This is a genomic window from Pinirhizobacter sp. (assembly GCF_035317885.1).
Taxonomy (GTDB): Bacteria; Pseudomonadota; Gammaproteobacteria; order Xanthomonadales; family Rhodanobacteraceae; genus Pinirhizobacter.
The window spans coordinates 1-11,443 of sequence record NZ_DATHFX010000317.1; the positions used below are offsets into that span (position 1 = coordinate 1).

The window sequence follows — 11,443 nt, forward strand, 5'->3', positions numbered from 1 at the left end:
AATGCATTTACCCGAACACACCACCTTGATCCGTTCGCGCAGTTGCTTGGCCAGCAACACGTCCACCAGCGCAGGCAATGATTCGTGCAACGGCAGGCCGACGCCTTCCATCAGGGTTTGCGGCGCCGCGCCCGTGCCGCCTTCGGACCCGTCCACGATGATGAAGTCAGGCGCGCTTTCGATGCCGCGTTTCCAGATCTCGTCGCACAGCTCACGAATCCAGTCGACGTCGCCGAGTACCGCCTTGAAGCCCACGGGCTTGCCGGTAAGGTCACGGATATGGGTAATGGCATCCATCAGCTGCACAACACTGCCGATGTCGATGTGCCGGTTCGGGCTCTGTGAATCCTGGCCCACGGGAATACCGCGGATGGCGGCGATCTCGGGTGTCACCTTGCTTCCCGGCAACAGTCCGCCCAGGCCCGGCTTGGCGCCCTGGCCCAGCTTGATGGAAACCATCTTCACCTGGTTGTGCGCGCACACCTCGAGCAGGCGCTGGTCATCGAGCAAGCCCTGGGCGTTGCGCACGCCGTACTTGGCGGTGCCGATCTCGAAGATGATGTCGCAGCCGCCTTCAAGGTGATAAGGCGCCAGGCCGCCCTCGCCGGTGTCCATCCAGATGCCGGCCTTGGCCGCGCCGCGTGACAGGGCACTGACCGCCGGGGCGGACAACGCTCCGAAGCTCATGGCCGAGATATTGAAGAACGCCGCATGGGAATAAGGCTCGCGCGCATACGGCCCAATGGTGGTCGGCCGTGGCTCCACGTGCCCGACGTCAAGTTCCGGAAACGGTGCGTTGACGAAGAAAGGCACGCCTTCGGCACGCAGGTCGCGCGTGGAACCGAAAGCCACGGTGTTTTCCACGTTCTTCGCCGCCCGGTACACCCACGTGCGTTCAGCCCGGTTGAAGGGCATTTCCTCGCGGTCCATGGCGAAGAGGTACTGCCGGAAGAATTCGCCGAGTTTCAGGAAGCCGTAGCGGAAGTGCCCGATCACCGGATAGTTGCGCAACACCGCGTTGGCGGTCTGGTTGCGGTCGACCACCCAGGTGACGGCAATGACCATCACCAGCAGGGCCATGGCAAGCAGGATGGCGGCAGCGGCAACCTCCACCACCACGATAAGCCAATGTGCGAATCCGACCTGTTCCATGCTCGCTTTCCTGGGGGTGGCGCCTATGCGTTAGGGGTCAGAGTATTCACTCTGACCCCCATTGTCCGTCGACGTTGAATGGCGGGCTAGAGCTCGACCTTGATCGAGCCTGCCGCGCGCACCGCCTTGTCGCGGGCATCTTCCGGGGTGTCGCCACGCGCCAGGGTAACGGCCATGCGGCGGCGGCCATGGACCTCGGGCTTGCCGAAGATGCGGACCATCGTATCGGGCTCCGCCAGCGCCTGGGCGATGCCGTGGTAGCGCGGCGCGACACCGTCGCCCTCCACCAGCACCGCACAGGAAGCGGCCGGGCCATAAAGCCGGATCGCCGGCACCGGCAGGCCGAGGATCGCGCGCGCATGCAGCGCGAACTCGGAGAGGTCCTGGGAAATGAGGGTGACAAGACCCGTGTCATGGGGCCGCGGGCTTACTTCGGAGAAGATCACCTCGTCGCCCCGCACGAAGAATTCCACGCCGAACACACCCCAACCACCCAGCGCGCCGGTGATCGCCCCGGCCTGGCGCTGCGCCTCGGCCAGTGCCCTCGGGCTCATCGCCTGCGGCTGCCACGACTCGCGGTAGTCGCCGTCTTCCTGGCGATGGCCGATCGGCGCGCAATAGGCAACGCCTGCGGCGTGGCGCACGGTAAGCAGGGTGATCTCATAATCGAAATCGATGAAACCCTCGACGATCACCCGCCCCTTGCCCGCGCGGCCACCGGACTGCGCGTACTCCCACGAGGCATCGGCATCGGCAGGTGTACGCACCACGCTCTGCCCCTTGCCCGACGAACTCATCACCGGCTTCACCACGCATGGCGTGCCCAGTGCCTGGACCGCTTCAAGATATTCCTCGCGCGTGCTGCAAAAACGGTAGGGCGAGGTGGGCAGCTCCAGTTCCTCGGCGGCAAGGCGGCGGATGCCTTCGCGGTCCATGGTGAGCCATGCCGCGCGCGCGGTGGGGATAACTTTCAGGCCCTGTTTTTCAAGCTCCACCAGGGTGGGCGTATGGATGGCTTCGATCTCCGGCACCACCAGGTCCGGGTTCTCTTCCTCGATCACCGCGCGCAATGCCGCGCCATCGAGCATGTCGATCACATGGCTGCGGTGGGCCACCTGCATCGCCGGTGCGTTCGCGTAGCGATCCACGGCGATCACTTCCACCGCAAGGCGTTGCAACTCGATGGCGACTTCCTTGCCCAGCTCCCCGGAACCGAGCAAAAGCACGCGCAAGGCATGCGGGGAATGGGGGGTGGCAAAGGGCTTCATCGGCAACTCCGGTGCAGGTCCTGGCCATTCTAACGGGCCGGCCCGGGATTGGCCTTTGCCAAGCCACTGAAGTGGCTATTGACGCGCAGCCTTGGCGGGAGTTAAGTGCAACCACGTCCCCACGAAAATCCGGTGAAAGCCATGGCCATGCGACGCGGTTTGATAGTCGTTGTACTGGTGTGCCTGAGTCCCGCGCTCTACGCGCAGGACACCTGGATGAGTGTGCTGCTCGATGGCCGCAAGATCGGCCATATGGAGATCGCCCGCAACCACGAAGGCGACACCCTCACCACCCGCCAGGCACTGGCCATCCGCATTTCGCGGGCCGGACAGCCGCTGGCGTTGTCCTCCACCACCACGGCCGTGGAGGACACCGTTGCGCAGCCGCTGGCCTTCAGTACCGAAACCGGCATGTCCAAGGTCACCAGCGGCAGCCATGGATCGCGCCGCGCCGATGGCCTGTTCGATGTCACCACCAGCGTGGGCGGACAGGTGCAGCAGGACACGCTTGGCTGGCCCTCCGGCGCACAGCTGGCGGAAGGCCAGCGGCGCACCATGCTTGCCCGCGGGTTCATTCCCGGCACGCGCTACACCATGCGCAATTTCGACCCGAATTCCCGTTCGGCCATCGACGTGGCGATGGACGTGATCGGCCCGGAGATGGTGGACCTGCCCGGCGGCCGCGAGCGCCTTCACCACCTTCGGCAAACCCTGCACCTGACACGCGGTGAACAGGTGATGGACCTCTGGGTCGACGACCAGGCCTACGTCAGGCGCGGCATGACACCTTTCCTGGGCTTCCACATGGAAATGGTGGCCTGCGACCGTGCCTGCGCGATGGCGCCGGACCAGGATATCGACGTGCTGCGCCTGGCGATGATCGATGCGCCGCGGCCGATGACGCAAAACCTCCGCGAAACGCCGATGCGCTACCTGGTGAAGGTTACCGGCAGCGCCCGGGGCGAGCTGATCCAGACCGACGAGCAATCGGTCACCCAGATTGGCACCGACCTCTATGCCCTGGATATCGGCGTGGGCAAGCGCGGCAACGAGGCGCCACCCACCGATGACGACACCGCCGCCAACGCCTGGCTGCAATCGACATCGCCGGAACTGCATGCCGCGGCGCTTGCCGCAGTGGGCGAGGCCGGCTCCAACCTGCAGCGCATGCGGCGCCTGCGGACATTCGTGTCCGAGCACATCGACAGCCACGGCCTGGACGTGGGCTATGCTTCGGCGCTCGAAGCCCTGCGCAGCGGCCATGGCGACTGCACGGAAAACGCGGTGCTGCTGACGGCCCTGGCCCGCTCGCTGGGCATCCCTGCGCGGGTGGTCACCGGCGTGGTCTACGCCACCCGTTACGGCGGGGCTTCACGCGTGTTCGTGCCCCATGCATGGATGCAGGCCTGGGTCGAAGGACGCTGGCGCAGCTACGACGCGGCACTGCGCCGCTTCGACAGCACGCACATTGCGCTGGCCACCGGTAACGGCGACCCATGGAAGTTCTATACGGCCATGGCGCTCCTGGGCAACATCCGCATCGACCGCGCCACGCCGCTGGACGGGATCATGGACACCATGCCGATCGCCGATTCCGCGCCGGCGGCGCCCTCGGGCAGCGGCATGCGCTAAGGGCACTTGCATCTGATATCGTTTTGATATCAAATTCTCCCACAAAGGGAGAAAACCACCATGAACGAACGTACTTCGTTTTCCGTCGCCGGGATCCCGGTGGTCATCGGCTTGCTGCTGCTCGCCATCGTGGCGGGGAGCCTCATCATCCATGGAGCCACCACGCCAGCCATGCCCATGCAGCCCGTGGCTGGCATGGTGGTTTTCGCGCTGGTCGCGTTCCTGGGCAAGGGCCTGTTCCAGGTGCAACCCAACCAGGGCCAGTTGATGCAGTTGTTCGGCAAGTACGCAGGCACCGCGCGCATCGAGGGCCTTCGCTGGACCAACCCGTTCTACAGCCGCCGCCCGGTAAGCCTGCGGGTGCGCAACTTCGAAAGCGGCCGGCTGAAGGTCAACGACAAGAACGGCAACCCGATCGAGATCGCCTCGGTGGTGGTGTGGCAGGTGGTGGACACCGCCGAAGCCGTGTTCTGCGTGGATGACTACGAGAATTTCGTGCACATCCAGACTGAATCGGCCCTGCGCCAGATGGCCCAGAGCTATGCCTACGACACGCACGACGATGGCACGCCGTCCCTGCGCAGCCACGGTGACGAGATCAACAACCACCTTCGTGAACAGATCGAGGCCCGTTTGCAAAAGGCCGGCGTGCAGGTGATCGAGGCGCGCATCAGCCACCTCGCCTACGCGCAGGAAATCGCCCAGGCCATGTTGCAGCGGCAGCAGGCCAGCGCCATCGTCGCGGCGCGCAGCCGCATCGTCGAGGGCGCCGTAGGCATGGTGGCGATGGCCCTGGACCAGTTGCGCCTGCAGGGCGTGGTGGAACTGGATGAAGAGCGCAAGGCGGCGATGGTGTCGAACCTGCTGGTCGTACTGTGCGGCGACCGCTCGACGCAGCCGGTGGTGAACACCGGCACGCTGTACGGCTAGTCCGGTGGCGTCGGAGAAAAAAGCCTATCCGTTGCGGGTCAGCGCCGTGGTCCTTGAGGCCATGCAGCGTTGGTCCGACGACGAATTGCGCAGCCTCAATGCACAGATCGAGTATGTCCTGCGCGAGGCCTTGCGCAAGAGCGGCCGGATGAAAGCCCCCGACGATCCGGCCGACGCATAAGCTATGTGTGGTCGGCCCGGGCTTTCATCGATACCGCCAGTGCGATCCAGCCGGCGATGAAGGCCACGCCGCCGAAGGGCGTCACCACGCCGATGAGCCGCGGCGCCCCAAGCGCCAGCGCGTACAGGCTGCCGCTGAACAGCACCACGCCTGCGAAGAAGAGCCAGGCAGCCGCGGTGCGCCAAGGCCCCGCTCCGCCCGCCAGGGCCACGCCCAGCGCCAGCGCGTGCCACAAGTGGTAATCAACGCCCGTGCGCCAGATATCCAGGGCATGGTCGTCCACGACGCCGCGCAACGCATGCGCGCCGAAGGCGCCGCAGATGACGCCACTGGCGCCGGCCACGGCTACCAGGACAGCCAGTGAAATGGGGACAGGTTGTCGCATAGGGGCAGGTTCCTTGGCCATGGCCGGGATGCCATGGCGTATCCTTCATCGGATCGCAAGGGCGGAGTTTCGCATGAAGTTGCCACGGGCCTGGGTGCTGGCCCTCGGATTCACCCTCGCCCTTCTGGCGGGTTGCCACCGTGACGCACAACCGGCGTGGCGGCTGACGGACGTCAGCGGCCATCTGCCCGACCTCGCGTTCAAGCTCACCGACGACAACGGCAAGTCCGTCACCGACGCCGACTACCGGGGCAAGGTGCTTTTAGTGTATTTCGGCTACACGCACTGTCCCGACGTCTGTCCGCTCACCCTGGCCCAACTGCACGTGGTCATGCAGCGGCTGGGCGGGAAAGCCGACAACGTAAGCATCCTGTTCGTCAGCGTCGACCCGGCCCGGGACACGCCGCAAACCATGCACGCGTATGTCAACGCGTTTGACAAGCGTGCCGTGGGCCTGGTCGGGCCGGACAAGGACATCGAGGCCCTGGCCAAGCGCCTGCGCTCGGCCTACACACGCGAACCGGACAAGGGCGATGGCGCATACGACGTCAGCCACAGTTCGGCCATCTACCTTTTCGACCGCGACGGCAAGGCACGCCTGCTTGCCACGCCTTCCGCCTCGCAGGATGACATGGTGCACGACCTTTCCCTGTTGATCGACCTTGGAGCCAAGGCATGACGTCCCGCCCTTCCCTGCTTGCCGCCGTGGTTGCCGCGGGCTGGCTGCTGATCGCAGGTACCGCCGTCGCCGGCGACGCGGATGCGGTCACCGCAAGCAATGCCTGGATCCGCGTGCTGCCGGGCGACCTGCCCGCCGGAGCCTTTGTCAATTTCACCAACGCAAGCGACCACGCCGTGGCACTCACCGGCGCATCAAGCACCCGCTACGGCCAGGCAATGCTCCACCGCAGCAGCACCGAGGGCGGCATGGGTCGCATGGAAACGGTCGACAAGCTCGAGATTCCCGCCCACGGCAGCGCCAGACTTTCACCCGGCGCGTACCACCTGATGCTGATGCACGCCAAGCCCGCCGTAGTGCCGGGCGATACCGTGGTGCTTACATTGGGCTTCTCCGACGGAAGCCACAAGGACGTCACCTTCCAGGCACGGCCCGCCAACGCCCTGTAGCGCGTTCGGAAGGCCATTCCCAGCGCCACCGGAATTGAACGCCCTACCCCGCGTTGGGCGCCCTGCGGGCCACGCGCGCCACCACGGTACGCCGTGGCAGGCGTCCGGAGCGCGACAATCGCAACCATTGCCGCAGTGCCAGCAGGCCGCCGATCGACTCGATGATCGCCGCGGGCACCCACATGATCACGCCACCGATCAGCTGGCCGGTAAGCACATTCATCGAAAACGCGCGCCCGCAGATCTCGAAGATCGGGTAGAGGTCGGTCCTGGAGAAGGTGACGATGGCGCCGGCAACGATCTGCGGTGTCATGGTCAATGCCGGCGACAGCACGCGGATGCCGGCCGTCATACGTCCGGGCGGATGCGGGCGGTGATCGAGCACCAGCCACCAATACGCCAGGCCGCTGAACACCATGGACCAGTTCATGGCGCGGTAGATGCGCCAGTCCAGCATGGCCAGTGTCTGCATCGACGGGATCAGCCAGACCAGGATCAGTGCCACGAAGGACAGCGTGACGAAAGTGGGATTGAGCAGCAGCGCGTACACCGCCCGGAAGGGCAAGGACGCCTCCAGCCGCCGCAGGAGGGCCCGCGCACGCACGGGCAAACCCTCGCGCAGTACCGTGCCCGGGTAACTGGCAATCACCAGCAATGGCGCCAGGTGGTGCAGCAATACCTGCTGGATCCGATGCATGAAGAATTCATGCTCGGCGTAGTAGTCGAAATAGGTGTGCATGGCGAAGTAGAACAGCGCCATGCCCGTCCAGAACGACACCTGGCGCGAGGCCGACGGACGGCGATGGCGGGTGCCGCGCAGGTATAGCACCGCGGCGCCGACGAACAGCACGAGGAACGTCCAGGAAAATTCCCAGGGATCGATCCACTTCATCACGTCGGGTGTCTCCTCGCGGGCCTGGCAACCGCATGCGGCTGCCCAAGGATAGCGCCTGCGGCACGCTGCGCCGCGGCGATGCGACCGATTGCCCTAGTTCCGGCGGCGGGTACGGCGCCCCCGGCGCCAGCCATAGAGCAAACCTGCCAGCGCCACCAGGGCCGGCACCAGCACGATGTTGACGAATTTAACCCGCAGGCCCAATGCGTCGATCTCGGCATTGAGCTGGTGCTGCACGTCGCGCAGTTCCTTGCTGATGGCAAGCTTCCGCTGCAGGAATTTCTCAAGTTCGTGCTTCTGCTCGGCGCTGGCGGTACCACCCTTGCCCGGCTGCAGTTCGGCCACCCGGCGCTGGGTCTCGAACAGTTCGCGCTCCAGCTCCCGCTTCTTGGTCAGGTATTTCTGGTCGGCCTCCGCGCGCAATCCCTCCACCCGCGTGAACGGCCGCTGGGAACCGGCTCGTCCGCGGATCGATAGCAGCGCCGACGAACCGCTGAGGTTATCCACCAGGTTGGAAACAAAATCGCCGTTATTGGCGAAGGCCTGCACCACTTGCGGCCCCAGCACGTTCTGCGTCTCCAGCCACAGGCGATCGGAAAGCAGGTCCGTGTCGGCCACCAGCAGCACCTCGTTGGGGGCGGCGGCGTGGTCCAGGTGGCCTTGCTCGTGCCGTTCGGGGAAGGCGGTGTGGAACGTACCGCGCACGCGCGCGGCCAGCACGTAGTGTTCGTCGCCCGGGGTGTAGTTGATGAGCAGCGTCGATGGATCACCGCCGGCATCGCGCACCCGCGTAACCGGTGCCAGCATCGCCTCGTTGGAACTCTGGATCAGCGGAAGCAGGGTGCTGTCGCTGTCCCGGGCAAGCTCGAAGTGCCCGGCGGTGGACACGGCCACCCGCTGCAGGCTGGCGGTGACGACGTCGTCATGGCTGAGGTTCTGCGCACCCAGCCACATCATCGCCGGATGGTTGACGCTCAGGCCGCCCAGTTCGATCGGCAACGACTGGCTCCGGTCCAGCACCACCTGGTCGGCGTTGTAGTCGACGCCCCAGGCGGCGAACAGCCGCGGCAACGACGACTGGTGGTCGTCGGCCACGCCGTTGGCGTCGACGAAGGGCGCATTGTCCATCTCGGCAAGGGGATCGACGAATACCAGCAGGCGGCCGCCGCGGAGCACATATTGGTCCAACGCATAGAGCGCTTCGTCGCCCAGGTGCTTGGGATGGATCAGGATCATCACCTTGATCGCCGGGTCGATCGCCTTCAGGCTGCTTGCGTCGATCATCCGCACGTCGAACAACTGGCGCATCTGCCGCACCACCGTCCAGGGCTCTTCACCGATCAGCGGATTGCCGTTGACCGGCAGGCTCGACATCACGCCGATCACCGGGCGCGTGCGGCCGCTGAGTTCATACACAAGCTTGGCCACGTCGTATTCGAGGAAAGCCTCCCGGGCCGGATCGAAATACGGCAGGGACAACGTGTCGTTCACCGCGGTATCGGCCAGGCGCCGGCCCACCAGGCCAAAGAACACGCGCTCGCCGTTGCTGCCGCCGCTCATGGCGTTCAGGCCGGCACCTTCGGCGGTGTCCTCATCGTCGGAATAAGGCACCGGATCGACTACCCGCAGGCGGATGCGCCCGTGGCTGCGCGCGGTGACCTCGCGCAGCATTTCGCGCACGCGCTGCTCGTAGCTGCGGATCTGCGGCAGGTTGCGCGTGGCGTGGTCGGAGAAATACACAGTGAGCTGGATCGGCTGCTCCACGCTGTCGATGATGCTGAGCGTGCCCGGCGTAAGCGTGTAGAGGTGATCGGCGGTAAGGTCCATCCGTGCCGTGCGCATGGTCCTTCCACTGACCAGGACCACCAGGATGAACAGCGCGGCCAGGGCGATGAGGCCCAACCATACCCGCAGGCGCCGGTTGGCGATCAGGTGCATCAGCTTCATCGCGCCGGCCGGTAATCGAGCAGGATCACGCCGGCCGTCAGCCATGCCAGGATCGTCGCCACGAAATAGATGACATCGCGGAAATCCAGCACGCCGCGCGCGATCGCCTCCGAATGCCGGGTGATCGACATGTAGAACAGTGCACCGAGCAAACGCGGCGATACCGCGTCCTGGAAGAAATCAAGCACCTGTGACTGCCCGGCCAACAGCAACAGGAAGCAGACGCTGGCGGTAAGCAGGAAGGCGATGATCTGGCTGGACGTGGCCGCCGACATGCAGATGCCGATGGCCAGGAATGCGCCGGCCATCAGCCAGCTGCCGAGGTAACTTGCCAGGATCACGCCGTTGTCCGGACGACCCAGGTAATTGACCGTGATCCAGATCGGGAATGTCAGCACCAGCGCGATGGCGACGAAAGCCCAGGCCGCAAAGAACTTGCCCAGCATCGCCTGCGTGGTGGACAACGGCATGGTCAGTAGCAGCTCGATGGTGCCGCTGCGCGATTCCTCGGCCCACAGCGGCATGGCCACCGCCGGCACCAGCACCAGGTACAGCCATGGATGCATGGCGAAGAAGGGCTGCAGGTCCGCAAGGTTGCGATCGTAGAAATCGCCGGCGTAGAAGGTGAGCAATCCCGCCAGCACCAGGAAGATCACCAGGAACACGTAGGCCAGCGGGGTGGAGAAGTAACTGCCCAGTTCCCGGCGGGCGACGGCGATGATGGCGCTCATGCGGCCCTCGCACCGGAGGTGATCTGCCGGAACACTTCGTCCAGGCGTCCACGTTCGAGCTGGATTTCGGTCACGGCGAGGTTCTGCATGCGCAGCAGCTGCTGTACTTCTTCCATGATCGCCTTGCCTTCGCGCGGGAAGACGGTAACGCGGCCGTCGAGCGGATCCACTTCCACCGAGGCGACATCCGGCAAGCGGCCAAGCATCTCCTGCGACACGCCGCTGCCGGGCGCGCTGAACGACACCGCGCCGTGGTAGCGCGAACGGGCCTCCAGTTCCGCCGGCGTGGCATCGGCCAGCAACCGCCCGTTGGCGATGATCGCCACGCGATTGCACAACGCGTGCACTTCTTCCAGCAGGTGGGTGGAGATCAGGATCGTGCGCTCGCGGGCCATGGCGTCGATGAGCGCGCGCACGGCATGCTTCTGGTTCGGGTCCAGTCCGTCGGTCGGTTCATCGAGCATCAGCACCGGAGGGTCGTGCAGGATGGCCTGGGCCAGTCCGACGCGGCGGCGCAACCCCTTCGAAAGCGTGGCGATGGTGGCGTCCAGTACTTCATCCAGCTGCAGGCGGCCCACCACTACGTCGAAGCGGCGAAAAATGACATCGGCCGTCATGCCGCGCACGCGGGCGACGAAGGTGAGGAATTCACGCACCGTCATCTCGCCATAGCTGGGGGCCCCTTCAGGCAGATACCCCAACGCCGCGCGCGCCTGGCGCGGTTGCGTGCGCACGTCGAAACCGCACACGCGGGCCGTACCCGACGTAGGCGTCAGGAACCCTGCGATCATGCGCATGGCGGTGGACTTGCCTGCGCCATTGGGGCCCAGCAGGCCCAGCACCTGGCCAGGCTCTGCCCGCAAGGTCAACGCGTCGACGGCGGTAAGGCTGCCGTAGCAACGGGTGAGCTGGTCGGTTTCGATCATGCGACGCGTCTGGCCCCTGGTTTGAGCGCGAATGTAACACTGCAGGTTACTGTCCTAAGAACACACAGGCACCGGCAAGTTCATCCGGGCAAAAGAAAGGCTCCCGGAGGAGCCTTTCTTTCGCAGCATGCGCTTGACGCTTACTGCTGCGTCGGCGCGGTGCCGGAGGCTGCGGGGGCCGCCGCGGTGCCTGAGGCTGCGGGAGCCGCGGCGGTGCCGGAGGACGCCGGAGCGCCAGCCGTGCCGGACGCGGCCGGGTTGTCCTGCA

General features: G+C 65.5%; 12 protein-coding genes. 5 read left to right on the plus strand and 7 right to left on the minus strand.

Features of this window, described 5'->3' with window-relative positions:
- Together VK519_RS10325 and purT are read right to left on the minus strand one after the other, a co-directional pair.
- Window positions 1-1,152 (minus strand): glutamate synthase-related protein (locus tag VK519_RS10325; protein ID WP_324349553.1); only part of this gene is annotated, 1,152 nt, incomplete at its 3' end.
- A gap of 86 nt (window positions 1,153-1,238) precedes the next feature.
- Entirely contained in the window at window positions 1,239-2,420 is a 1,182-nt protein-coding gene (purT, locus tag VK519_RS10330) for a formate-dependent phosphoribosylglycinamide formyltransferase (protein WP_324349555.1), read from the minus strand.
- Between the two features lie 141 nt (window positions 2,421-2,561).
- Here purT and VK519_RS10335 point away from each other — a divergent pair, with 141 nt between their 5' ends.
- Genes VK519_RS10335 through VK519_RS10345 form a run of 3 tightly spaced genes read left to right on the plus strand, consistent with a single transcriptional unit; the run spans window position 2,562 to window position 5,163 of the window.
- The gene (locus tag VK519_RS10335; RefSeq protein ID WP_324349557.1) at window positions 2,562-4,052 is read left to right on the plus strand and encodes a transglutaminase-like domain-containing protein; all 1,491 of its coding nucleotides are present in this window, start codon (window positions 2,562-2,564) and stop codon (window positions 4,050-4,052) included.
- Window positions 4,053-4,112: 60 nt separating this feature from the next.
- Entirely contained in the window at window positions 4,113-4,982 is an 870-nt protein-coding gene (locus tag VK519_RS10340; RefSeq protein ID WP_324349558.1) for an SPFH domain-containing protein, read from the plus strand.
- 4 nt (window positions 4,983-4,986) lie between these two features.
- On the plus strand, window positions 4,987-5,163 hold the full coding sequence (locus VK519_RS10345; protein ID WP_324349560.1) for a type II toxin-antitoxin system antitoxin: 177 nt from the start codon (window positions 4,987-4,989) through the stop codon (window positions 5,161-5,163).
- Between the two features lies 1 nt (window position 5,164).
- Here the strand turns inward: VK519_RS10345 and VK519_RS10350 are convergent, their stop codons facing one another.
- The gene (locus tag VK519_RS10350; protein WP_324349562.1) at window positions 5,165-5,548 is read right to left on the minus strand and encodes a DUF423 domain-containing protein; all 384 of its coding nucleotides are present in this window, start codon (window positions 5,546-5,548) and stop codon (window positions 5,165-5,167) included.
- A gap of 73 nt (window positions 5,549-5,621) precedes the next feature.
- Between VK519_RS10350 and VK519_RS10355 the strand changes: the two genes are divergently transcribed.
- Window positions 5,622-6,227 carry an SCO family protein gene (locus VK519_RS10355; RefSeq protein WP_324349564.1) on the plus strand — a complete coding sequence of 202 codons (606 nt, stop codon included), beginning with the start codon at window positions 5,622-5,624 and terminating at the stop codon, window positions 6,225-6,227.
- A complete protein-coding gene (locus VK519_RS10360) occupies window positions 6,224-6,676 on the plus strand; it encodes a copper chaperone PCu(A)C (RefSeq protein WP_324349566.1) in 453 nt (150 codons plus the stop codon). Before VK519_RS10355 ends, VK519_RS10360 begins: the two co-directional genes overlap by 4 nt.
- A gap of 43 nt (window positions 6,677-6,719) precedes the next feature.
- Here VK519_RS10360 and VK519_RS10365 read toward each other — a convergent pair whose 3' ends face one another.
- The 4 genes from VK519_RS10365 to VK519_RS10380 all read right to left on the minus strand — a co-directional run bounded on the left by VK519_RS10365 (window position 6,720) and on the right by VK519_RS10380 (window position 11,175).
- Entirely contained in the window at window positions 6,720-7,568 is an 849-nt protein-coding gene (locus tag VK519_RS10365; RefSeq protein ID WP_324349568.1) for a cytochrome c oxidase assembly protein, read from the minus strand.
- A 96-nt stretch (window positions 7,569-7,664) separates the two neighbouring features.
- Complete coding sequence (locus VK519_RS10370; protein WP_324349573.1) at window positions 7,665-9,518, minus strand: GldG family protein; 1,854 nt, start codon at window positions 9,516-9,518, stop codon at window positions 7,665-7,667.
- Entirely contained in the window at window positions 9,515-10,249 is a 735-nt protein-coding gene (locus tag VK519_RS10375; RefSeq protein ID WP_324349570.1) for an ABC transporter permease subunit, read from the minus strand. Before VK519_RS10375 ends, VK519_RS10370 begins: the two co-directional genes overlap by 4 nt.
- Entirely contained in the window at window positions 10,246-11,175 is a 930-nt protein-coding gene (locus VK519_RS10380; protein WP_324349572.1) for an ABC transporter ATP-binding protein, read from the minus strand. The genes VK519_RS10375 and VK519_RS10380 overlap by 4 nt, the downstream gene beginning before the upstream one ends.
- Window positions 11,176-11,443: the final 268 nt, after the last annotated feature.

Bases quoted from the DNA above. Each gene is read 5' to 3' on its own strand.
- purT (WP_324349555.1), bottom strand. From the start codon at position 2,420: ATGAAGCCCTTTGCCACCCCCCATTCCCCGCATGCCTTGCGCGTGCTT.
- VK519_RS10335 (WP_324349557.1), top strand. From the start codon at position 2,562: ATGGCCATGCGACGCGGTTTGATAGTCGTTGTACTGGTGTGCCTGAGT.
- VK519_RS10340 (WP_324349558.1), top strand. From the start codon at position 4,113: ATGAACGAACGTACTTCGTTTTCCGTCGCCGGGATCCCGGTGGTCATC.
- VK519_RS10350 (WP_324349562.1), bottom strand. From the start codon at position 5,548: ATGCGACAACCTGTCCCCATTTCACTGGCTGTCCTGGTAGCCGTGGCC.
- VK519_RS10355 (WP_324349564.1), top strand. From the start codon at position 5,622: ATGAAGTTGCCACGGGCCTGGGTGCTGGCCCTCGGATTCACCCTCGCC.
- VK519_RS10360 (WP_324349566.1), top strand. From the start codon at position 6,224: ATGACGTCCCGCCCTTCCCTGCTTGCCGCCGTGGTTGCCGCGGGCTGG.
- VK519_RS10365 (WP_324349568.1), bottom strand. From the start codon at position 7,568: ATGAAGTGGATCGATCCCTGGGAATTTTCCTGGACGTTCCTCGTGCTG.
- VK519_RS10370 (WP_324349573.1), bottom strand. From the start codon at position 9,518: ATGAAGCTGATGCACCTGATCGCCAACCGGCGCCTGCGGGTATGGTTG.
- VK519_RS10375 (WP_324349570.1), bottom strand. From the start codon at position 10,249: ATGAGCGCCATCATCGCCGTCGCCCGCCGGGAACTGGGCAGTTACTTC.
- VK519_RS10380 (WP_324349572.1), bottom strand. From the start codon at position 11,175: ATGATCGAAACCGACCAGCTCACCCGTTGCTACGGCAGCCTTACCGCC.